Annotated in this window: 23 protein-coding genes; 9 read left to right on the top strand and 14 right to left on the bottom strand. The window is 61.9% G+C overall.

What is annotated here, in order from left to right; translation table 11 throughout:
* The first annotated feature begins 2 nt into the window (after positions 1-2).
* Genes CXF97_RS01075 through CXF97_RS01065 form a run of 3 tightly spaced genes read left to right on the top strand, consistent with a single transcriptional unit; the run spans position 3 to position 3,443 of the window.
* Positions 3-1,004 carry an NAD-dependent epimerase/dehydratase family protein gene (locus tag CXF97_RS01075; protein WP_101155345.1) on the top strand — a complete coding sequence of 334 codons (1,002 nt, stop codon included), beginning with the start codon at positions 3-5 and terminating at the stop codon, positions 1,002-1,004.
* A complete protein-coding gene (locus CXF97_RS01070; RefSeq protein WP_101155343.1) occupies positions 982-1,776 on the top strand; it encodes a cyclase family protein in 795 nt (264 codons plus the stop codon). The genes CXF97_RS01075 and CXF97_RS01070 overlap by 23 nt, the downstream gene beginning before the upstream one ends.
* Before the next feature lie 20 nt (positions 1,777-1,796).
* Entirely contained in the window at positions 1,797-3,443 is a 1,647-nt protein-coding gene (locus tag CXF97_RS01065) for an arylsulfatase (protein WP_101155341.1), read from the top strand.
* A 62-nt stretch (positions 3,444-3,505) separates the two neighbouring features.
* Here CXF97_RS01065 and CXF97_RS01060 read toward each other — a convergent pair whose 3' ends face one another.
* The gene (locus CXF97_RS01060; protein WP_101155339.1) at positions 3,506-4,132 is read right to left on the bottom strand and encodes a helix-turn-helix domain-containing protein; all 627 of its coding nucleotides are present in this window, start codon (positions 4,130-4,132) and stop codon (positions 3,506-3,508) included.
* A gap of 46 nt (positions 4,133-4,178) precedes the next feature.
* On the opposite strand from CXF97_RS01060, the gene CXF97_RS01055 reads away from it, so the two are divergent.
* Positions 4,179-4,874, top strand: a complete 696-nt coding sequence (locus CXF97_RS01055) for a B3/4 domain-containing protein (protein ID WP_101155337.1) — start codon at positions 4,179-4,181, stop codon at positions 4,872-4,874.
* A 163-nt stretch (positions 4,875-5,037) separates the two neighbouring features.
* Here the strand turns inward: CXF97_RS01055 and CXF97_RS28340 are convergent, their stop codons facing one another.
* The 4 genes from CXF97_RS28340 to CXF97_RS01020 all read right to left on the bottom strand — a co-directional run bounded on the left by CXF97_RS28340 (position 5,038) and on the right by CXF97_RS01020 (position 8,438).
* A complete protein-coding gene (locus CXF97_RS28340) occupies positions 5,038-5,988 on the bottom strand; it encodes a hypothetical protein (protein WP_157830848.1) in 951 nt (316 codons plus the stop codon).
* Positions 5,957-6,646, bottom strand: coding sequence for a hypothetical protein (locus CXF97_RS27875; protein ID WP_157830847.1), 690 nt, complete (start codon positions 6,644-6,646; stop codon positions 5,957-5,959). Before CXF97_RS27875 ends, CXF97_RS28340 begins: the two co-directional genes overlap by 32 nt.
* Positions 6,647-6,691: 45 nt before the next feature.
* Positions 6,692-7,429, bottom strand: coding sequence for an SDR family oxidoreductase (locus CXF97_RS01025; RefSeq protein ID WP_101155331.1), 738 nt, complete (start codon positions 7,427-7,429; stop codon positions 6,692-6,694).
* A 127-nt stretch (positions 7,430-7,556) separates the two neighbouring features.
* Positions 7,557-8,438, bottom strand: a complete 882-nt coding sequence (locus CXF97_RS01020) for an AraC family transcriptional regulator (RefSeq protein ID WP_101155381.1) — start codon at positions 8,436-8,438, stop codon at positions 7,557-7,559.
* A 258-nt stretch (positions 8,439-8,696) separates the two neighbouring features.
* Between CXF97_RS01020 and CXF97_RS01015 the strand changes: the two genes are divergently transcribed.
* The gene (locus CXF97_RS01015; protein WP_101155329.1) at positions 8,697-9,461 is read left to right on the top strand and encodes an SDR family NAD(P)-dependent oxidoreductase; all 765 of its coding nucleotides are present in this window, start codon (positions 8,697-8,699) and stop codon (positions 9,459-9,461) included.
* A gap of 174 nt (positions 9,462-9,635) precedes the next feature.
* Entirely contained in the window at positions 9,636-10,550 is a 915-nt protein-coding gene (locus CXF97_RS01010) for an AraC family transcriptional regulator (protein ID WP_101155327.1), read from the top strand.
* A gap of 6 nt (positions 10,551-10,556) precedes the next feature.
* On the opposite strand, the gene CXF97_RS01005 is transcribed toward CXF97_RS01010, so the two are convergent.
* Together CXF97_RS01005 and CXF97_RS01000 are read right to left on the bottom strand one after the other, a co-directional pair.
* Positions 10,557-11,627: an aromatic ring-hydroxylating dioxygenase subunit alpha gene (locus tag CXF97_RS01005; RefSeq protein ID WP_101155325.1), complete on the bottom strand. Its 1,071-nt coding sequence runs from the start codon at positions 11,625-11,627 to the stop codon at positions 10,557-10,559.
* A gap of 34 nt (positions 11,628-11,661) precedes the next feature.
* Entirely contained in the window at positions 11,662-12,615 is a 954-nt protein-coding gene (locus CXF97_RS01000; protein WP_101155323.1) for a PDR/VanB family oxidoreductase, read from the bottom strand.
* 290 nt (positions 12,616-12,905) lie between these two features.
* Here CXF97_RS01000 and CXF97_RS00995 point away from each other — a divergent pair, with 290 nt between their 5' ends.
* Positions 12,906-13,373 carry a MarR family winged helix-turn-helix transcriptional regulator gene (locus tag CXF97_RS00995; RefSeq protein WP_101155322.1) on the top strand — a complete coding sequence of 156 codons (468 nt, stop codon included), beginning with the start codon at positions 12,906-12,908 and terminating at the stop codon, positions 13,371-13,373.
* On the opposite strand, the gene CXF97_RS00990 is transcribed toward CXF97_RS00995, so the two are convergent.
* Positions 13,348-14,310 (bottom strand): LysR family transcriptional regulator, encoded by a 963-nt coding sequence (locus CXF97_RS00990; RefSeq protein WP_101155320.1) that lies wholly within the window; start codon positions 14,308-14,310, stop codon positions 13,348-13,350. The two genes, CXF97_RS00995 and CXF97_RS00990, sit on opposite strands and share 26 nt — an antisense overlap.
* 93 nt (positions 14,311-14,403) lie before the next feature.
* Entirely contained in the window at positions 14,404-15,114 is a 711-nt protein-coding gene (locus CXF97_RS00985) for an SDR family NAD(P)-dependent oxidoreductase (RefSeq protein WP_101155318.1), read from the bottom strand.
* 266 nt (positions 15,115-15,380) lie between these two features.
* Between CXF97_RS00985 and ycaC the strand changes: the two genes are divergently transcribed.
* On the top strand, positions 15,381-16,010 hold the full coding sequence (gene ycaC / locus CXF97_RS00980; protein WP_016774235.1) for an isochorismate family cysteine hydrolase YcaC: 630 nt from the start codon (positions 15,381-15,383) through the stop codon (positions 16,008-16,010).
* Positions 16,011-16,580: 570 nt separating this feature from the next.
* Here ycaC and CXF97_RS00970 read toward each other — a convergent pair.
* The 3 genes from CXF97_RS00970 to CXF97_RS00960 all read right to left on the bottom strand — a co-directional run bounded on the left by CXF97_RS00970 (position 16,581) and on the right by CXF97_RS00960 (position 18,833).
* Positions 16,581-17,279 carry a tRNA (adenine(22)-N(1))-methyltransferase TrmK gene (locus CXF97_RS00970; protein WP_305881863.1) on the bottom strand — a complete coding sequence of 233 codons (699 nt, stop codon included), beginning with the start codon at positions 17,277-17,279 and terminating at the stop codon, positions 16,581-16,583.
* A gap of 130 nt (positions 17,280-17,409) precedes the next feature.
* Positions 17,410-18,459: an NAD(P)-dependent alcohol dehydrogenase gene (locus CXF97_RS00965; RefSeq protein WP_101155312.1), complete on the bottom strand. Its 1,050-nt coding sequence runs from the start codon at positions 18,457-18,459 to the stop codon at positions 17,410-17,412.
* 146 nt (positions 18,460-18,605) lie between these two features.
* On the bottom strand, positions 18,606-18,833 hold the full coding sequence (locus tag CXF97_RS00960) for a hypothetical protein (RefSeq protein ID WP_101155310.1): 228 nt from the start codon (positions 18,831-18,833) through the stop codon (positions 18,606-18,608).
* Between the two features lie 163 nt (positions 18,834-18,996).
* Here CXF97_RS00960 and CXF97_RS00955 point away from each other — a divergent pair, with 163 nt between their 5' ends.
* Entirely contained in the window at positions 18,997-19,206 is a 210-nt protein-coding gene (locus CXF97_RS00955; protein ID WP_076563378.1) for a DUF2945 domain-containing protein, read from the top strand.
* On the opposite strand, the gene CXF97_RS00950 is transcribed toward CXF97_RS00955, so the two are convergent.
* Both CXF97_RS00950 and CXF97_RS00945 read right to left on the bottom strand, forming a co-directional pair.
* Positions 19,203-20,456, bottom strand: coding sequence for an FAD-binding oxidoreductase (locus tag CXF97_RS00950; protein WP_101155308.1), 1,254 nt, complete (start codon positions 20,454-20,456; stop codon positions 19,203-19,205). The two genes, CXF97_RS00955 and CXF97_RS00950, sit on opposite strands and share 4 nt — an antisense overlap.
* Positions 20,446-22,038: an aldehyde dehydrogenase (NADP(+)) gene (locus tag CXF97_RS00945; protein ID WP_101155306.1), complete on the bottom strand. Its 1,593-nt coding sequence runs from the start codon at positions 22,036-22,038 to the stop codon at positions 20,446-20,448. Before CXF97_RS00945 ends, CXF97_RS00950 begins: the two co-directional genes overlap by 11 nt.
* Between the last annotated feature and the right edge of the window lie 15 nt (positions 22,039-22,053).

The following is a 22,053-nucleotide window of genomic DNA, read 5'->3' as shown; positions in this document are numbered from 1 at the left end:
CCATGCGTTTATTGATCACCGGCGCCAATGGTTTCGTCGGCCGTGAACTGCTGCGCTGTTTGCTCTCGCGGGGCAGTTTGCGTGGGCAAGTCATTCGTTCGTTACTGGTGCTGGACACCGAAGTGCAGGGCTTGCCGGACGATCCGCGCCTGCGTCGGCACACCGGCAGCGTGACCGACGCGGCATTGATGCGCCGGGTGCTCGCCGATGGCATCGACGTGGTGTTTCATCTGGTGAGCATTCCCGGCGGCGCGGCGGAACACGATTATGAGGCGGGCTATCAGGTCAACCTGCTGGCGAGCCTGGAACTTCTCGACCAATTGCGCAACAAGGCGCGCCCGCCGGTGCTGGTGTATGCCAGCAGCGTCGCGGTGTACGGCGCCGACCTGCCAGCGAGGATGAACGAGCAGGCCGCGCTGCGCCCGCAATTGTCGTACGGCACGCATAAGGCGATGGTCGAGCAGGCGTTGATCGATCTGGCCCGGCGCGGCGAAGTGGATGGCCGCGCGGTGCGCCTGCCGGGAATTGTCGCGCGGCCGCGTGAGCCCAACGGTTTGCGCTCGGCCTTCATGAGCGACCTGCTGCGCGCCTTTGCCGAAGGCGTCGACTACTGCTGCCCGGTGTCACCGGAAGCAACCGCGTGGTGGATGTCGGCGCGTTGCTGCGTGAACAACCTGATCCACGCCGCCGAACTGCAGAGCCATGCCGCGCAACAGCGAGTCTGGCAACTGCCGGTGCTGCAGTTGTCGATTGCGCAAGTGATCGATGCGCTGGCGGCGGCCTATGGCGAGCAACGCCGCTCGTTGATCAATTTTGCGCCCGACGCTGACCTGCAAGCGCTGTTCGGACGTCTGCCGCCATTGAAAACCCCCCAGGCCCGCGCGGCGGGCTTCAGCCATGACGGCAATGTCGCCGCACTGCTGCGCAACGCTTTGAATCCCGCCCCTTATCGGCATTTGCCCCTGCCCGGAGAGACTTCCCATGTCACAGCCCATCGCGCGTAAACGTCGTCTTGTCGATCTTTCGGTGACGCTCGACAACAACCCTTACACGGACCCGCCGCCGCTGCTGCCGAAGATCGATTACATGGATCACCAGCAAGGCTGGCCGGAAATGGCCGCGATGTTCCCTGGCCTGCAACTGGAGCAGATGCCCGGCAACGAATCCTGGGCTGCCGAGCGCCTGAGCATTACCACTCACAGCGGCACGCACATGGACGCGCCGTGGCATTACGCCTCGACCACCGACGGCGGTGCGCCAGCCTTCGGCATCGACGAACTGCCGCTGGAGTGGTGCCTGCAGCCGGGGGTGAAACTGGATTTTCGCGACCTGCCTGACGGCCATGTGGTCACTGCCGCCGAGGTGGAAGCCGAGCTGGCGCGCATCGGGCATGACCTGCAAGCGCTGGATATCGTGCTGATCAACACCCGCGCCGGCGCGCTGTTCGGCCAGTCGGGTTATCTGGATGCCGGCGTCGGCATTGGCCGCGAGGCGACGCTGTATCTGCTCGAACGTGGGGTGCGGGTGGTTGGCACCGATGCCTGGAGCTGGGACGCACCGTTCAAATACACCCGCGAACGGTTCGCCGCCAGCGGCGACGCCTCGATCATCTGGGAAGGGCACAAGGCCGGGCGCGATATTGGTTACGGGCAGATGGAGAAACTGGCCAACCTCGAGCAACTGCCGGCCAGCGGTTTTACCGTGTCGTGCTTCCCGTACAAGATCAAACATGCTTCGGCAGGGTTTGTCCGCGCGGTGGCGATCTTCGAAGACTGACCAATAACAAGAGAGTCCCTATGCCTGTTTTGCGAACGTTGTGGCCCGTGCTCTGCGCGGCGCTGACCCTCGGCAGCGGTGCCGCGCTGGCCGCTGCCGGTGCTGCGGCCAAGCCGAATATTCTGCTGATCGTTGCCGACGATCTGGGGTACTCCGACCTCGGCAGTTACGGCGGCGAGATCCAGACGCCAAGCCTCGATCAACTGGCCCGCGAAGGCTTGCAGTTCACCAGCCTGTACGCGACGCCGACCTGTTCGATCACCCGCTCCATGTTGTTGTCCGGTACCGACAATCATCTGGTCGGCCTCGGTACCATGGCCGAAGCATTACAGCCGTTTCAGCGCGGCAAACCAGGATATGAGGGTTATCTGAATGAGCGCGCCTGGTCGGTCGCCGAGCTGTTGCAGCGTGGCGGTTACCACACGCTGATGGCCGGCAAATGGCATTTGGGCCTGGACGCGAACCAGGGCCCGGATCAGCGCGGTTTCGCCCAGTCGTTCAGCTTGCTTGAAGGCGGCGCGCCGCACTTCAAACCGGCGACTGACGACCCGGCGAAGATCGAGCAGGTGCATTACCGCGAGAACGGTCGGGCCGTGCAGGTGCCGGAGAATTTTTACTCCACGGATTTCTACACCGACAAGCTGATCGGCTATCTGCAGAACGTCAGACAGGACGGCAAGCCGTTCTTTGCCTACGCCGCCTACACCGCGCCGCATTGGCCGTTGCAGGCACCGCAAGCGTATCTGGACAAATACCATGGGCGGTTCGACGACGGTTACGACAGCGTGCGCCTGTCACGGCTCGAGCGCATGAAAAAGCTCGGCCTGCTCGCTGCGGATGCGCAGCCGGCACAACCGCTGCCGGTCAACTCGAAACTGCCGGGTTGGGAACAATTGAGTCCGGAACAGCGCAAGATCGCCGCGCGCAAAATGGAGATCTACGCGGCCATGGTCGACAACCTTGATGACAACATCGGCCGCTTGCTTGACTACCTGCGCAAAAGCGGCCAATACGACAACACCTTGATCGTGTTCATGTCCGACAACGGCGCGGCGGGCGAGAACCACGCGCAGTTCTATCCACCGGGGCCGCGTACCGATAACAGCCTGGCCAACCTGGGACGTGTGGGATCACAAGCCGACTATGGCTTGCGTTGGGCCGAGGTCAGCGCCGCGCCGTTCCATCTGTTCAAAGGCACCACGGCCGAGGGCGGCATCAGCGTGCCGGCGATCATTCAGCTGCCCAAGGCGTTGCGCCGCCAAGGGATCGAGCGCGGCGTGGCACGGGTTGACGACCTGGCGCCGACCTTTCTCGAGATCGCCGGCATTGCCGTGCCGAATGATGCTGGCAAGCAGCCGATTACCGGACGGTCATTGATGCCGATGCTGGCGGGCGAGGGCAGCCCGCATGACAAAGGAGCGCTGGCGGGTGAGCTGTTTGGCAATGCCTATTACCGTGAGGGTGATCTGAAGTTGCTGGGGATGCGTCCGCAAGTGGGAATGGGCGACACCGCGCAGCCGGTGCAGTGGCAGTTGTTTGATCTGGCACGGGATCGCGGGGAGACGACTGATCTGGCGGGGGCGCAGCCGCAGACAGTTGAGCGGTTGAAGGCAGCGTGGATGGTGTATGCGCGGCGGGTCGGGGTGGTGTTTCCGGCGCGCAATTGATGGACGTTTCTCGGGGCTGAGTGGTGCCGGGACCGTGCCCTGCCTGGCCCGGCTTACAGAGGCTAGGGCGAGGCAGTTTCGCGGGCACCCTGATGCAGCTCAGTCACCGACATGGTGAAAACCAGTTTCGACCGCCCATGGTTGGCGTACCCATGCGCCACGTCCGTACGCGCTACCGCCGAACACCCAGGCCCGACGACCAGTTCGACATTGCCAACCGTCAGATGCAACGTGCCTTTCTCGACGTGAAAAAGTTCTGTGGTGCCGTTCGGGTGCCCGGCGGAAGAAAACGACTCGCCGGGAAACAACTCCCAGCGCCACAATTCGAGCATGTTCGGGCCGCTGGTTCCGGCCAGCAATCGCGCCGATCCGCCCAGCTCACCGGTCCACAGCGTTGGGATGTCCTGGCTGCCGATCAGGTGCGCCGCTGGTGTATCTGCGACGTTGACGAAGTCCGCCACTGACAAGCCCAGCGCGGCAGCGATCTTGCACAGGGTCGCGATGCTCGGGTTGGCCGAGCCTTTCTCGATTTCCACTACCATGCCTTTGCTCACGCCGGAGCGCCGGGACAGTTCGTCAAGGGTGATGCTCTGTTGTTTGCGCGCCTGTTTGAGCGTGCGGGAAACCGCTGCGCTGACAGTCTGGACGTCGGCGCCGGCCTCGGTCGGTATATTGACTTTCTTGGTCATTGGTCGCTAGCATCGCCTGAAATTCGGGTGTGAGGGGGATTCTGGGATGCTGTCTGTCGTGCCGTCAATCGATCCGGCTGTTGCGCAACTGGCGCCGGGCTTCAGAGCGCTGAGTATTGTCGTGCGAGCGGCGCCGATTACTCAGGCTTACGTGGCCGGTGAAGCACTGGCCAAAGCCTGTCAAATCGTCGCTGCCGGTGGTCCGGCGTGGGCGCCTGCGCATTTGCAGGCCTGGGCCGATGTCTTTCGTTTGTTCGGCGCCAAACCGCAGCGCACGCCTTGTTCCGCCGAGGCTCTGCGCAAACGTGTGTTGCGCGACGGCGACTTGCCGAGCATCGATCCGGTGGTCGACCTGTACAACGCCATCAGCCTTGAATACGCAATCCCCGTCGGTGGCGAAAATGCCGAAGCCTATGTTGGTTCGCCACGTCTGGTCGTCGCCGATGGCAGCGAACCGTTCGACACGATGAAAGAGGGCGTGTCCGCGCATGAATTTCCGGACGCTGGTGAAGTGGTCTGGCGCGATGACCAAGGCGTGACCTGCCGGCGCTGGAACTGGCGCCAGGGCGTGCGAACCCGCCTCGATGCGCAGGCCCGGCATATGTGGTTCATCCTCGAAAGCCTGCCGGCGATGCCGCTGGAGGCGCTGACCGAGGCGGGCGACAAACTCATCGAAGGTTTGCAACAGATGATGCCCGGCGCCGAGATTGAAAGCATGTTGATCGGGCCGGGCGCGCGGTAGGTTGGATGTAAAGGCGAACCCGCTTGGCCAGCAGCACCGCGATTCCCTGTGGGAGCGGGCTTGCCCGCGAAGGCGGCGGCAGGTTCAGCGTCATCATCGCCTGACACTCCGCTTTCGCGAGCAAGCCCGCTTCCACAATGATTCAGCGGCCAATCGACCATCTTCAGCGCCACCCGAATCCCTGTGGGAGCGGGCTTGCCCGCGAAGGCGGCGGCAGGTTCAAGATCATCATTGCCTGACACTCCGCTTTCGCGAGCAAGCCCGCTCCCACACTGGTCCGGAGGCAAATCGACCATCTCCAGTGCAACCCGAATCCCTGTGGGAGCGGCAAATCGACCATCTTCAGCGCCACCCGAATCCCTGTGGGAGCGGGCTTGCCCGCGAAGGCGGCGGCAGGTTCAAGATCATCATTGCCTGACACACCGCTTTCGCGAGCAAGCCCGCTCCCACAATGATCCGGAGGCAATTCGACCATCTCCAGTGCAACCCGAATCTCTGTCGGAGCGGGCTTGCCCGCGAAGGCGACGGCACGTTCAAGATCATATTTGCCTGACCCGGCGCTTTCGCGAGCAAGCCCGCTCCCACAATGATTCAGCGGCCAATCGACCATCTTCAGCGCCACCCGAATCCCTGTGGGAGCGGGCTTGCCCGCGAAAGCGGCGGCAGGTTCAAGATCATCATTGCCTGACACACCGCTTTCGCGAGCAAGCCCGCTCCCACAATGATTCAGCGGCAAATCGACCATCTTCAGCGGCACCCGAATCTCTGTGGGAGCGGGCTTGCCCGCGAAAGCGGCGGCAGGTTCAAGATCATCATTGCCTGACACACCGCTTTCGCGAGCAAGCCCGGTCCCACAATGATCCGGAGCCAATTCGACCATCTCCAGTGCAACCCGAATCTCTGTGGGAGCGGGCTTGCCCGCGAAGGCGGCGGCACGTTCAAGATCATATTTGCCTGACCCGGCGCTTTCGCGAGCAAGCCCGCTCCTACAATGATTCAGCGGCAAATCGACCATCTTCAGCGCCACCCGAATCCCTGTGGGAGGGGGCTTGCCCGCGAAGGCGGCGGCAGGTTCAAGATCATCATTGCCCTGACACACCGCTTTCGCGAGCAAGCCCGCTCCCACAATGATTCAGCGGCAAATCAACCATCTTCAGCGCCACCCGAATCTCTCTGGGAGCGGGCTTGCCCGCGAAGGCGGCGGCAGGTTCAAGATCATCATTGCCTGATGCACCGCTTTCGCGAGCAAGCCCGCTCCCACAATGATCCGGAGGCAATTCGACCATCTTCAGTGCAACCAAAATTCCTGTGGGAGTGGGCTTGCCCGCGAAGGCGACGGCACGTTCAAGATCATATTTACCTGACCCGGCGCTTTCGCGAGCAAGCCCGCTCCCACACTGGTCCGGAGGCAATTCGACCATCTCCAGTGCAACCCGAATCTCTGTGGGAGCGGGCTTGCCCGCGAAGGCGGCGGCACATTCAGCATCATCATTGCCTGACACACCGCTTTCGCGAGCAAGCCCGCTCCCACACTGGTCCGGAGGCAATTCGACCATCTTCAGCGCTACCCGATTCCCTGTGGGAGCGGGCTTGCCCGCGAAAGCGGCGGCAGGTTCAAGATCATCATTGCCTGACACACCGCTTTCGCGAGCAAGCCCGCTCCCACAATGATCCGGAGGCAATTCGACCATCTCCAGTGCAACCCGAATCTCTGTGGGAGCGGGCTTGCCCGCGAAGGCGGCGGCAGGTTCAAGATCATCATTGCCTGACACACCGCTTTCGCGAGCAAGCCCGCTCCCACAGGTTTGTTGCTGGTCTCAGTAAGGGCTTGCCGTTGGACGCACGATCAGTTCGCTGACGTCGACTTCTGCCGGTTGTTCGACGGCGTAGGCAATCGCGCGGGCGATGGCTTCGGCGGGGATGGCGATCTTGCGGAATGACTTCATCTCGGCGCGGCCGCCTTCGTCGGAAATGCTCTCGGCCAGTTCCGATTCAGTCACGCCCGGTGCGATGACGGTGACGCGGATATCGCCGCCCACTTCCTGACGCAAGCCTTCGGAAATCGCCCGTACGGCATATTTGGTCGCGCAGTACACCGCCGCAGTAGGGCTGACCGCGTAGGCGCCGATCGAAGCGATGTTGATGATCTGCCCGGCGCGCTGGCGCTGCATCAATGGCAGGCTGGCGGCGATGCCGTGAAGTACGCCACGGATGTTGACGTCGATCATGCGGTTCCACTCATCGACCTTCAGCGCGTCCAGCCGCGACAACGGCATGACCCCGGCGTTGTTGACCAGCACATCGACGCGGCCGTAATGCTCGACGGCGAAATCAACGAAGCGCTGCACATCCTGCTGATCGGTGACGTCCAGTGCGCGAAATTGCGCGTGGCCACCGGCGGCGTTGATGTCATCGGCGATCACTGCCAGACGCTCGGTGCGCCGTGCGCCCAATACCACTTTGGCGCCACGCTCGGCGAGCAGGCGTGCGGTGGCTTCGCCGATGCCGCTGCTGGCGCCGGTAATCGCGATTACTTTGTCTTGAATGTTCAGCATGATGTCGTCCTCTTCGCTGTGCCCGGGAGTGGGCCTGGAAGAAGATTAAGCGCGGCAGCGCATAGGCAATTAACCGATTCCTCCTCGGCATTTGCCCAATTCTGCTGCGTCGTTTTTCAACCGAACTTCAACCGCCACGAGGCGTATCGCGGTAGGTGCTCGGCGTAACTCCAACTTCGCGGCGAAAAATCTGGGAAAAGTGGCTTGGGCTGGAGTAGCCGACTTCCAGGCCAATGTCGATCACGCTGCGCGTCGTCTCCAGCAACAACTGACGCGCGCGGCTCATGCGCAGGCGGATGAAGTATTGCGAGGGCGATAAACCGGTGGCGCGCTTGAAGGTGCGGCTGAAGTGGTAGTCGCTCAGCTCGGCGATGACGGCCAGTTGACTGAGGCCGAAATCCTCCGCCAGATTCGCATTCATGGCTTCGATTACCCGGCGCAGTTTGTAGGCGGGCAGGGCGTTGTCGCGACGCGGGTTGCTGTCCGGGTCGAGATAGTGACGCAGCAGATGGATCGCTAAAGCCTGAGCCAGGCAGTGCACCAACAGTGCGCTGGGCTGGCGTTGTTCTGTAAGTTCGACTCGCAGTTGCTCAAGGATGAAGCTGACGTGTTCATCACGCGCACCGGAAACGTCAGCGAAGGTCACCGCTCCGGCCTGTTCGCCGAAAGCTTCGCGCGCCGCTTCTTTGATCAGGCCCAGGCCGAGATAAAGGTGCATCACTTCGAACACTTCACAGCCTTCGGTCTGCCAGCGCATTTCGTAGGGTTCGCGGGTGTTGGTCAGGAAGAAATCGCCCGCCGTGACCTGGCTCGCCTGCCAATCGCCACCCAATGAACGCTCCTCGACCCGCGCAGTGCCGGCCAGAACCAGGACCAGCAGCGGTTCGGCCACGCAGGGCACGCGAATCGGCTCGAGCAGAGTCTGATGGCGGAACAACTGCACCACGGCATCCTTGAGTTGCGGCCGGGGCGGCGCCGTTTCCGCGACACCGGGCAAATGCTTCGGCATGGCTTCGGCGGCGATGCGCGCGGGTTGGCTGATTGTCGGTGTAGCAGAGCTGGCAGAGGGCACAGGACGCTCCATCAAAAGCTTCGGCTGCGAATGATTTTGAAGGTTAGGGCGGGTAAACGAGAAACTCCAGCGCAAAACTCCGACAGTCCCGGCAATCGCCCGAAAGCCCGGCGGCGGACAGTGCGCGACAGTGAAGCCGTGTTCACGACTGCGCCATCAGGTGCAACACCGATTCGCTATCGAGGAGTCAAGACCATGACTGATTTCAATCACACCCTGCCACAAGAAGTTGCCGGTAAAGTTGCACTGGTCACGGGGGCAGCCAGTGGCATCGGCAAGGCGATTGCGTTGATGCTGCATGCCCGCGGCGCCAAGGTGATTGCCGAAGACCTCAACCCGGCTGTCGAGGAATTGGCCCGTCCCGATCTGGTGCCGCTGGTGGCAGACATCACCGAGGACGGCGCGGCCGAACGCGCGGTGGGCCTTGCCGTTGAGCACTTCGGCCGCCTCGATATTCTGGTCAACAACGCCGGAATCATCATCAACAAAGCGGTGATCGACATGAGCCGCGACGACTGGGAGAAAATCCAGGCGGTGAATGCCACGGCAGCCTTCCTGCACTGCCGCGAAGCGGTCAGGGCAATGATCCCGAACAAGTCCGGTGCGATCGTCAATATCGCTTCCTATGCCTCGTACTTCGCCTTCCCCACGATTGCCGCCTACACCGCCTCGAAAGGCGCGCTGGCACAACTGACCCGCACGCTGGCGCTGGAGGTCATCGAGCACGGCATTCGCGTCAACGCCATCGGCGTCGGCGATGTGGTGACCAATATCCTCAATGATGTAGTCGAGGACGGACCGGGCTTCCTCGCGCAGCACGGCGAGGCGGCGCCGATCGGCCGTGCGGCGCAGCCGAAGGAAATTGCCGAGATCGTGGCCTTTCTCGCCTCCGACCGTGCCAGTTTCATGGTCGGCGCGGTGGTCATGGCTGATGGCGGCATGACGGTCACGGCGGGCTGACAGTTATGCGGTAAACCCTGGGCGCGCGGGATCACGCGCCCAAGGTTTACCCTGTTCTGACTAACGCAGAATCAGGCAAATCTGCAGCATCTTTGATCTAGCCGCCCTTTGCTGAAACTGGCTAATCTTCATCCGCAGTTGACCCACCTTTCGTCTGCTTGCGAGGCCTTTTGCATGGACAACGACGCTTCCATCCTCCACGACACGGCGGTCTATCGCGCCGAGCTGGTGCGCCTGCTGACTCAGCGCTTCGATGCGCCGGGCACCTACGAAACCGCGATTGCGCCGCTGCACGTGATCCGTCTCGATGGCCCGTCCGAGCTGATTCACGTTGTGCACCGGCCAGCGCTGTGCCTGATCGTGCAGGGGCGCAAGGAAGTCGGGCTGGGTGACGAACGTTTCCTCTACGACCCGCTGAATTATCTTGTGGTCTCGGTGACATTGCCGGTGTCTGGCCGAGTGATCGAAGCCTCGCCCGAAGCACCCTACTTTTGCGTACGGCTGGATTTCGACCCGGCGCAACTGACGCAACTGATTGCCGAGTCGCCGCCGACCGGGGTGCCGCAGGAAACCGGGCGCGGGATGTTTCTCGACAAGATCGACGTGACTCTGCTCGACACCATGCTGCGTCTGGTGCGTCTGCTGGATAATCCGCGCGACATCGGCATGCTCGCGCCGATGGCGTTGCGCGAGCTGTATTACCGCCTGCTGCGCGGCAAGCACGGGCATCTGCTGTATGAAATCGCCGTCAGCGATTCGCAGACGCACCGGGTCACGCGGGCCATCGACTGGCTGAACAGACATTTTACCGAACCGCTGCGCATCGACGCGCTGGCGCAGGTGGCCAACCTGAGCAATTCGGCGCTGCACCATCGCTTCAAAGCCGTCACCGCGATGAGCCCGCTGCAATATCAAAAACAGCTGCGCCTGCAGGAGGCGCGGCGGCTGATCATCAATGAAGGGCTGGACGTATCCAGCGCCTGTTACCGCGTTGGCTACGAAAGCGCTTCGCAGTTCAGCCGCGAATACAACCGCCAGTTCGGCTGCCCGCCGTCGAAGGAACTCAGTCGCCTGCGCCAGACTGGCTGAAGGGGCTCACGCCTGACGCAGTTGCTCGATGATTCTCCGGGCGCGGTTGGCGCCGACGTCGACGTGAATGTCGATCATCGGTCGTGCACCGAACCGGCAGAGGTTGCGGTACTGCGCTTCGATCACTTGCTTGTCCTCATCGAAGGTCAGGATGGTCTGCTCGACGACTTTGTCCTTGATCGCCTGCGGATCGCTCGCCGGATTGGTGGCGATGGTCCAGAAATAATGACTGGTGGTCGCGGTTTCCGGTGTCACGCCATGAAAGCCGCGCATATGAAAACCACCGCGCTCGGGATCGTCCAGCGAGCCGCTGCCGGCATCTACCGCACCGGTCCAGATGCGCAGATGACTGACGTGGAATTCGATTTCCTGCCAACGGTCGACGGTGCCTTTGAACGGGTAGGCGGCGGTATAGGTCGGCGGTGGCACCGAATCCGGCATATGGCGCACCACGCGGACCACGTTGCCTTCACTTTCCACTGTCATCCGCGCGTTCATATGGATGCTGGCGTTGCCGCCGATGGTGCGCAGATGCACATAGCCCAAGTGACTCAAGTCCATCAGGTTGTCGTGAATCAGCTGATACGGCGCCTCGTAGTGATAGACGCTGCCGTCGAACAGGTATTGGCCGCTGCTGTGCACGGCGTAGGGCGGCGGTTCGCAATCGGGCTCGGGCTGCGCCGCGCTGCCGAACCAGATCCAGACGATCTGGTCCTGTTCGCGCACATGATAGGCCGGCACCTTGGCCTTGCTGGGGATCTTGTCCTGCCCGGGTATTTCCACGCACCTGCCGGCGTCGTCGAACAGCAGGCCGTGGTAGCCGCAACGGATGCCGGAGGCTTCAAGCGTGCCGTTGGATAACGGTAGGGCGCGATGACAGCAACGGTCTTCGAGGGCAGCGACGGTTCCGTCGGATTTGCGAAACAGCACCACCGGGTGGTTCAGCAAGGTCCGACCCAGCGGTTTGTCTTCAAGCTCCCAACCGAGGGCGGCGACGTACCATTGATTCAGCGCATACTCGGGCAGAGCAGGGGCTGCAAGTTCGCTGGCGAGTGATTCGGGCGTGGACGTGATCATGAGCTTCTCCTGTCGAGCCAATTGTTTTAGTTGTTCAAAGATCGAGCACCAGGCGCGTCGTCCTGGCCCGCGAGCAGCACGGGGTGAATTGATCGTTGGCGGCCTGTTGGGCGGCGCTGAGGAACTGGTCGCGATGCTCGGGGATGCCGCTGAGCACGCGGGTCATGCAGCTTCCGCAAATGCCTTGCTCGCAGGATGAGTCGATGGCCACACCGGCCTCGTCGAGCACTTCGAACACGCTGCGGTCGGCCGGGATCTGGAAGATCTGCCCGCTGCGGGCGAGTTCGACTTCGAAGGCCGTATCGGCCCTGTGATCGATGGGCGCGGCGGCGAAGAACTCCCGATGGACTCTGTGTGCAGGCCAGCCTGCATGCTGCGCGGTGTCGATGATGTGACTCATGAATCCGCCTGGGCCGCAGACGTACAGGTGACTGCCTGCGTCGGACAAGGCGAGCAGCGCCGCGGCGTCGAGCTTCTGCGCCTGCGTGCCACTGTCGTCATGCAGGATGACCCGCTCAGCGAACGGGGCTTGTGCCAGCAGCGGCAGAAACGCTGCGCGATCGCTGGAGCGAAAGCAGTAATGCAGCTCGAAAGGCACGTCTTGCGGAGCCAGGGCATAAGCCATCGCCAGCATCGGGGTGATGCCGATGCCGCCGGCAAACAGCAAATGTCGCGAGGCGGTGGGCTCAAGCGCGAACAGGTTGCGCGGGGCGCTGATCGTCAGCATTTGCCCGGTGAGGATCTGCTCGTGCATGGCCTGTGAGCCGCCACGGGATTGCGGGTCCTTGAGCACGCTGATCAGATAGCGCTGGCGCTCTCTGGGGTCATTGCACAAGGAATATTGGCGGACCATGCCGCCGGCCAGATGAACATCGATGTGCGCGCCCGCTTCAAACGGCGGCAACACGGTGCCATCCGCGGCGCTTAATTCAAAACTGCAGATGCCTTCGGCTTCGCAGGTTTTGCCGGTGACGATGACGTTGAGCATGACCTGTCCCTCCACACTGAAGTGGCTGCTGAAAAAAGACTCGTGGGATTAGCGGGGGGAAGGATCAGCCGGGGGCGGGCGGCGGCAAGGTGATCGCCGAATTTGGCCAATCGACGCCCGCGCAAATGAAAGGATTCATGACCAAAACCTGATAATTATTTTTATGACGCGAGCGACGGCCTATCATTCAGCCAGAATCGCCCGCAACGTTCGGCAGGGAAATCCTCTGATTATTTAGTTGCGGTGTCAACCAATAATCTGGCGTTTCGTCGTTTTCGGGTAAATCTTCGATGTCTGCAGAACCGCAATTGAACCTGTCTCGTTATGTTCCCGCGTTGTTGAATTTCCTTTCCAACAAGCTCTCGGCGGGCGCTTCGCAGTGCTATCGCAAGCACTTCGGTATTGGCGTGGTCGAGTGGCGCATGCTCTCGATGCTGGCGGTGGAAAACGACATCACCGCCAACCGCATTTCGCAAACCATCGGCCTCGACAAGAGCGCGGTCAGCCGCTCATTGCAGGCGCTGGAGAAAGCCGGGCATATCCGCAGTCAGGTCGACACGAAGGATGCGCGGCGCAATACGGTCAGCCTCACCGCCAGCGGCAAGGCACTGCATGCACGTGTGCTGAAAGTGGCATTGGAGCGTGAGCGGCGTTTGCTCAGCGGCTTGTCGGAAGCGGAAGTCGATACGCTGATCGAACTGCTGGGGCGCCTGCATGCGCAGGTGCCGAACGTTAACGAGTACGATCCGGCGCAGTGAGCAACGACGCACTGTAAGAGCCAGCCCATTCATCACGAAATCCCAGCAGAAAATCCATAAACGCCCGCACCCGCTGCGGCACATAGCGGCCGTGCGGGTAGAGCAGGGTATACGGCCGTGAACGCCCGGCGTACGGCTGCAGCACTTCAATCAGGCGGCCATCGGCGAGTTCCTGCTCGACGATGAATCGATAAGTCTGAAACAGCCCGGCGCCGTGTTTGGCCAGCGTCACACCGCCGAGCACATCGTCGGAGCAGGAATAGCCGCCGTCGGAAATCACTTCCAGGTCTCGGCCGTTTTCCTGAAACAGCCAGGAAATCCGCCGACCACTGCTGGGCAATTCGAACTGGATGCACTCGTGCCCGATGAGATCCTTTAGCGTCTGTGGCGTGCCGGCTCTTTGCAAATATTCGGGGGTGGCGACCACCACCAGGCTGGCATCTTCCAGCAGGCGAGCGATCAGGGTCGAGTCCGGTTGCGCGCGAACGCGTATCGCCAGGTCGTAGCCCTCTTCGACGAAGTCGATATTGCGATTGCCCAAATGCACGTCGACCGTGACCTCGGGGTACAGCGCACGAAACTTCGGCAGCAGCGGCAGGATGCGGTGATGTCCGTAGGTGGTTGGCAGGCTGATGCGCAGTCGCCCCGACGGCGAGGTCTGCGCGCCCATGACTTCCTGCTGCGCTTCGACCAGTTGCGTCAAGGCCTGGCTGCATTGTTCGAAGAAGCTGCGCCCGGCGTCGGTGAGGCGGATGCTGCGCGTGGTGCGGGTGAACAGTCGCGAACCGAGGCGTTGTTCCAGACGCAAAATCGACCGGCTGACAGCCGCCGGCGTGACCCCGGCCCGTTGCGCGGCAGCCGTGAAGCTGCCGGCTTCGGCAGCCAGGCAGAACAGTTCGATACTGCCTAACTGCAAGTCTTCAAAATGGCGTTTCATTGTGGCTCGCACCGAGGTTCGACGGACGTTCATCCTCTGTGTACCACAACCAGCGACACCGCCGGTATCCACCGGCGGCATTGCCGGTTTCGCTCAATGGCCGGCGCTCTGACCACCGTCGACATGCAGGATCTCGCCCGTGACGAAATTTGCGCCGTCGAGGTAGAGGATCGCTTGCACGATGTCGTCGATTTCCCCCATGTGGCCGACCGGATGCAGGCTGCCCAGGGCCTGATGGGTGTCCTCGGCGTGCATCGGCGTCTTGATGATGCCCGGCGACACCGCGTTGACCCGAATGCCGCGCTTGGCGTACTCGATCGCCAGGGATTTGGTCGCGGCGTTGATGCCGCCCTTGGTCAGCGACGCCAATACCGAAGGCACGCCATCGATTGCATGATCAACCAGGCTGGTGGTCACGCTGACGACGTGGCCGCTGCCGTGTTTTTCCATCTCGGCGATGGCCAGTTGCGATATGTAGAAGAAGCCGCTCATGTTGGTCGCCACGACTTGGGCATAGTCCGCCTGGCTGTAAGCGGTGAACGGCTTGGCCAGAAAGATTCCGGCATTGTTGACCAGCGTATCGACACGACCAAACCGGGCTACTGCAGCGCGAATCACTCGCTCGGCGGTTTGCGGATCGGCGATGTCGCCAGCGACCGTCAGAACATCCGGGTCACTCGACTCTTTGATCGAGCGCGAGGTTGCGACCACTTGATGGCCAAGGGCGCGAAAGCCTTCGACCAGACCTGCGCCGATGCCTTGCGAGGCGCCGGTGATGACAACTACTTTTTTCGATGTGCTCATGATGGTTTCCTCTGTCGCCGGCCCCGTCGGGATGGCGGGTGGCTGTTGGAGGCGACTTTAGGAAGTTGCGCGGAGTTGATAAATGGGGGCGGAGGTACATCATTTGTACTGCGGTGTATCGAATCGGGTCGGGGCGGTAGTGATTGTCCTGTTCAAGTAGACGGTGAAACGCTTTTCAGCCGATTTATCCCTTTGCTGTGCGTCAGTAATCTGTACCCAACTTGAACGCAACAACAAAACTTCAAACTTGAAAAGGGACGTACACCATGACCACTCCAACCTACAACCGCCTGAACAAAGACGACGCTATCGTGCTGCTGGTTGATCACCAGACCGGTCTGATCTCACTGGTGCAGGACTTCTCGCCGAACGAGTTCAAGAACAACGTGCTGGCACTGGCGGATCTGGCCAAGTTTTTCGACCTGCCGACCATCCTCACCACCAGTTTCGAACAAGGCCCGAACGGCCCGCTGGTGCCAGAGTTGAAAGAGATGTTCCCGGACGCGCCGTACATCGCTCGCCCTGGCCAGATCAACGCCTGGGACAACGAAGATTTCGTCAAGGCGATCAAGGCTACCGGCCGCAAGCAGATCATCATTGCCGGTGTGGTGACGGATGTGTGTGTCGCGTTCCCGACCCTGTCGGCACTGGCAGAAGGGTTTGACGTGTTTGTGGTGACCGATGCCTCCGGCACGTTCAATACCACCGTGCAGCAAGCCGCGTGGAGCCGCATGACTCAGGCCGGCGCGCAGATGATGAACTGGTTCTCGGTGGCCTGTGAGCTGCACCGCGACTGGCGCAACGACATCGAAGGCCTGGGCAACCTGCTGTCGCAGCGGATCCCCAACTACCGCAACCTGATGAACAGCTACTCGGCGTTGACGCAGCAGAAGTAAGTTCACCGCCCACGAAAAAGCCTGCTTTCAACAGCAGGCTTTTCATTTTTCAAACGGAAACCAGAGTTCGACTAGCCCTGTGGAAGCGAGCAGGTGCTGCAACAAAATTTCACGCCAATCCCGAAACCCCTATGGGAGCGGGCTTGCGCGCGAAGACGGCGGCACAGTCACCAACGATGACAACTGACAGATTGCCTTCGCGAGCAAGCCCGCTCCCACAGTTGGCAGGTGCTGCAGCAAAATTTCACGCCAATCCCGAAACCCCTGTGGGAGCGGGCTTGCCCGCTAAGTCGGCGGTACAGTCACCAACGATGACAACTGACATTGCCTTCGCGAGCAAGCCCGCCCCCACAGTTGGCAGGTGCTGCAGCAAAATTTCACGCCAACCCCGAAACCCCTGTGGGAGCGGGCTTGCCCGCGAAGACGGCGGCACAGTCACCAACGATGACAACTGACAGATTGCCTTCGCGAGCAAGCCCGCTCCCACAGTTGGCAGGCGCTGCAGCAAAATTTCACGCCAATCCCGAAACCCCTGTGGGAGCGGGCTTGCCCGCGCAGACGGCGGCACAGTCACCCAAGCAATTCGCTGATCCACTGCACCTCTTGCCTCAGCGCCCCGATTTTGTCCTCGGGTAACGCCTGTTGCGCTTGCGTGAACTGCCCCAGCGTCTTCTGCCGCTGACTCAGCCTGCGTTGCCACTTTCGCACAAAGGCAGGGGTGCGCATCTGCAGCTGCAGGGGGCCGAAAAACAGTTCCCTGGCATCGTAATTCACCGGATCAGAGGCACGCTCGGCAACGATGATTTCGTAGTCGAAGCGGTTCTCGTGCAGCACCTCCTCACAGACGATGCGGTAGCCGTTATTCATCAACCACTGACGCAACGCTTGCTCGCCGCCGTTGGGCTGCAGGATCAGCCGTTCGTGGCCATTGAGGTGAGCTTTACCGCTCTGGAAAATATCGCGAATGGTTTCGCCGCCCATGCCGCACAGGGTGATGGCGGTGATCGCATCTTCAGGGCTGATCGCTGCCAGACCATCAGCCAGGCGCACACTGATGTGGCTGTGCAGGTCGCTGTCATTGACGGTGCGTTGCGCTGCATGGAACGGCGTGCGCGCGACCTCACCAGCCACCGCCGCTGTAATCAGGCCCCGGCGCATCAGGGCTACCGGCAGATAAGCGTGATCGGAGCCGATATCGGCCAGCCGTGCGCCGACCGGCACATGGGCAGCGACGCGTTCAAGGCGCATGGACAATGTCTGTTGGTTCAACGGCGACCCCTGTTCACCCAACGGTGGAAAAAGGGGTGCGACTCTGGCGAGCAACGCTGGCGCTGTCAAATCGCGCCGATGGAATCCCTTAAGCCATCGGCAGCACGTCGCTGCCGATGGACGTTGGCGATTAGCCGGCGAGGGTTGCGTTGTCGATGACGAAGCGATATTTCACATCGCCCCTGAGCATACGCTCGTAGGACTCATTGATCTGGTCGGCACGGATCAATTCGATGTCGGAAACGATGCCGTGCTCGGCGCAGAAATCGAGCATCTCCTGAGTCTCGGGAATGCCGCCGATCATCGAGCCGGCAATGGTCCGCCGCTTGGTGATCAGGTTGAACACGTTTGGCGAAGGATGCGGCGAAGCAGGCGCACCGACCAGGGTCAAGGCACCATCACGCTTGAGCAGAACCAGGAACGCGTCAAGATCGTGTGGCGCGGCGACGGTGTTGAGGATGAAGTCGAAGCTCTTGGCGTGTGCTGCCATTTCCTCGGCATTGCGCGACACCACCACTTCGTCCGCGCCCAGTGCCTTGGCGGCTTCACGCTTGGATTCGGAAGTGGTGAATGCGACGACGTGGGCGCCCATGGCGTGGGCCAGTTTGATGCCCATGTGCCCCAAACCACCGATGCCGACCACGCCGACTTTCTTGCCGGGGCCGGCGTTCCACTGGCGTAGCGGCGAATAAGTGGTGATGCCAGCGCAGAGCAGTGGCGCGACGGCGGCCAGTTGCGTTTCGGGATGACGAATACGCAACACGTAGCGCTCGTGCACGACAATGTTTTGCGAGTATCCGCCGAGGGTCCAGCCTGGTGCGTCGGGGGTCGGAAAGTTGTAAGTGCCGATCATGCCGTCGCAGTAGTTTTCCAGGCCGGAGTCGCAGTCGTCGCAGTGCTGGCAGCTGTCGACGATGCAACCGACACCGACCAGATCGCCGACCTTGTAGTCTTTGACGTGATTGCCAACCGCTGAGACGCGGCCGACGATTTCATGGCCGGGGACGCAGGGGAATTGCGTGCCTGCCCATTCCGCGCGCACCTGATGCAGGTCGGAATGGCAGATGCCGCAGAAGGCGATATCGATCTGCACGTCATGCGCCGCCGGGGCTCGGCGGTTGATCTGCATCGGCTCAAGAGGTTTGTCGCCAGCGTGGGCGCCGTAAGCTTGTACCAGCATGTGAGCATCCTCCATGGGTTGTCGGACGCTCATTGTTGCGCGGGGGTCCGAGCGCGAGGTAGTGCATTTCTGTGAAATGCTTGCCTGATTCTGCCGTTGACGCATAAGCCAAAGGCAGCCGTAGGGCGACGGCTGCGATTGAAGGCTCACCGCGGATTGGGCTGATCGTCCATCTCGGCGTTATCGGTTTCCTGCCGCACCTGCTCGGGGTCCAATCCGGCATCGTCATTATCCAGCGGGATTTCACCTTCGTTGTCGGGCAGTTCGTCGATGCCGCGCTCCTTCATCGGATCCACCTCGGTACGCCCCGGACTCAGCGGATCCGGTGTGGTTGGGAGTGGATCGTCACCTTGCTTGCCTTGATCATTATTCATCTCACACCTCCTCGTTACGGTTTTACGGCTCGTGCACGTTGGAGGTGCGGACAATTTTCGCCGTTCGATTTTTTTGCCTGCCGATGGTCGCCTCGCAGAAATGCGGAATTTCTCCAGCGCGCACGGCTCCATAAACCAACAAGCCAGAGGCGAGGACGCAATGATGAGCAGCTCATTCAAGGTCGGCGATGCGGTGCGCTGGAATTCCGAGGCCGGCGAGATTCACGGCAAAGTGGTCAAGGTGCACACCCGCGACACCGAGTTCATGGGCCGCCACCGCCCGGCCTCGAAAGACGCGCCGCAGTACGAGGTCAAGAGCGACAAGACCGGCCATCTGGCCATGCATCACGGCGACGCGCTGAAGCACGTTTAGAAACGCGCCAGTCGGTAGGGCTCGGTATTGGGCAACGCGAGGGTGGCGCCTGAAACCATTTTCCCGATCATCTCAGCTGTGACCGCCGCCTGGGTCAGCCCAAGATGCTGATGACCGAAGGCAAGCAAGACCTTGCCGTCGCAGACCTGATCGATCACTGGCAGCGAATCCGGGAGTGATGGTCGAAACCCCATCCACGGCGTCGCGCCATCAGCGTTCAGATCCTTGCGGAACAGGCCTTGGCTCAAGCGCTGCAACTGCCAGGCGCGCGCCATGTTTGCCGGTCGCTCCAGCCCGGCGAACTCGACCGTGCCGGCCAGGCGCAGGCCTTCGCCCATCGGCGTCATGATGAACTTGCGTTCCAGTGAGGTGACGGGGAAGGGCAGGCGATCATGCTCGTGTGGCAGCATCAGGTGATAGCCTCGCTCGGTGTCCAGCGGTACCTGCTTGCCGGTCAGCGCGGTGGTGAGTTTCGCCGAATGCGCACCGCAAGCCAGTAACACGTGGCTGGCCGTTACACCGCCGTTGCCGGTCACCAGTAGAACGCCGTTTTCCTGCACGTAGCCGCCCTGAACCCGTTGCTTGAGAAAACTCACGCCGCTGCTGCGAGCCGTCTCGACCAGCGCACACACCACCCGATACGGGTCGAGAAAGTGCCCGGTGCGCGGGAAAAACAGTCCGCCCTGAATCTGTTCGCTGAGCTGCGGCGCCGTTTCGCGGATCGCCCCGGCCTGCCAGTAATCGACCGGTACCTGCTGCTGATGCAGTCGTGCCTGCAAGGCTTCGATGGCTTGCCGGGATTCGGGTTTTTCAAAGACCAGTAACGAGCCGTCAACCCTGAGCAGATCCGCGCGCTGGATATCACCGAGCAAGCGCTGCCACGCATCCAGGCTGCTGTCATTGAGCGCGCGCAGGCCTGCAACGGTTTTCTGGAAAGGCTCAGGCCGCAGATTCAGCAGCAACCGGGTGAACCACGGCAGGGCGCGCGGCAGATATTTCCAGTCCAGGCGCAGCGGCCCCATCGGGTCCATCAGCATGGCCGGCAAGCGTTTGAGGATCGACGCGTCAGCAATCGGGAACACCTGCTCGGTGGCCAGATGCCCGGCATTGCCGAACGAAGCGCCATGCCCCGGTTCCTGCTGATCGATGACCACCACGCGCAAACCCTGACGCGCCAGGCGCAGTGCGCAAGCCACACCAATGATTCCAGCGCCGACCACGGCGACGTCGTGCGAAGGGTTATTCGCCATGGCGTGTCGCTTCCCGATGGCCATCAAGCAGACGTCGCAGGTGCAGTGGATTGGTCTGTTGCAGCGCCGTCGGCAGCAAGCTGTCGGGGAAGTCCTGATAGCACACCGGCCGCAGGAAACGCAGGATCGCCGCAGTGCCGACCGAGGTGCTGCGCGCATCCGAGGTCGCCGGGTAAGGCCCGCCATGAACCATCGCCTCGCAGACTTCCACGCCGGTCGGCCAGCCATTGACCAGCAAGCGCCCGGCCTTGCGCTCGAGGGTTGGCAGCAACGTGCGCGCCAAAGCAAGGTCGGCGTCATCCATGTGTAACGTCGCCGTCAGTTGGCCTTCAAGGTGTGCGCAGACCTGACGAATTTCTTCCTCGCTGCTGCATTGCACGATCAGCGATGCAGCGCCGAAGACCTCGGCTTGCAAACGCTGATCGGCAAGAAAATCCGCCGCGTCGGTACTGAAGACTTGCGCTTGACACTGATTCGGGCCGTTGCCGGGTTGGCCAGCCGCTACCGCGCGTGCACCAGGATTGTCTTGCAAAGCCGTCACGCCTGCTTGATAGGCGCCGAAAATGCCGGGTGTGAGCATGGTTTGCGCCGGGCTGCGGGGGATCAGATCAGCCACCGCGCTGAGAAACTTATCGAGCGCTGGGCCGTGACGGGCAATCAGCAATCCCGGGTTGGTGCAGAACTGCCCGGCGCCGAGTGTCAGCGACGCGACAAATCCTTCGGCCAACGCCTGCGGCCGATTTTCCAGCGCGGCAGGAAACAGCACTACCGGGTTGATCGAGCTCATTTCCGCATACACCGGAATCGGCTCCGGCCGCGCTTGCGCGGCTTTCATCAAGGCCAGCCCGCCGCTGCGCGAGCCGGTGAAACCGGCGGCTTTGATGCGCCAGTCGCCGACCAGCGCAATACCCACTTCGTACCCGCAATCGAACAACAAGGAAAACACGCCCTCGGGCAAACCGCAGGCCTTGACCGCTTGAGCCACTGCGCGGCCGACCAGTTCACTGGTGCCGGGATGGGCGCTGTGCGCCTTGACGATCACCGGGCAACCGGCCGCCAGTGCTGCAGCGGTATCGCCACCGGCCACGGAAAACGCCAGCGGAAAGTTGCTCGCGCCAAATACCGCCACAGGCCCCAGGGCAATCTGCCGTTGCCGCAAGTCAGAACGGGGCAACGGTTGGCGTTGCGGTTGCGCGTTGTCGATGCGCACGTCGAGCCATTCACCGGCGCGCACCGTGCGAGCGAACAGGCGCAATTGCTGGCAAGTGCGCCCGCGTTCACCCTCAAGGCGTGCGCGCGGCAAACCGGTTTCGGCGTGGGCGCGTTCGATCAGTTCGTCGCCAAGGTTTTCGATGTGCTCGGCAATGCTGTCGAGGAATGCGCCACGGGTGCTCAGGCTGGTTTCGCGATAGGCGTCTTGCGCCGCCCAGGCCAGGGCGCTGGCCTGTTCGACCTGTTCGGCTGACGCCCCGGCGTACTGCGGTTCGAGTGCCTGGTTAGTCGCCGGATTGATCCCGCAAAAGGCTGGACGATTGCCCGCCACGGCTTGCTGGCCGATCAGCATATTGCCCGTCAGAGTCATGGTGTCTTCCTGTGA

The sequence above is a fragment of the Pseudomonas sp. Choline-02u-1 genome (genome assembly GCF_002836515.1).
Taxonomy (GTDB): domain Bacteria; phylum Pseudomonadota; class Gammaproteobacteria; order Pseudomonadales; family Pseudomonadaceae; genus Aquipseudomonas.
The sequence above is the reverse complement of the archived record's forward strand: the minus strand, read 5'-3'. Positions and strand labels throughout refer to the sequence as shown.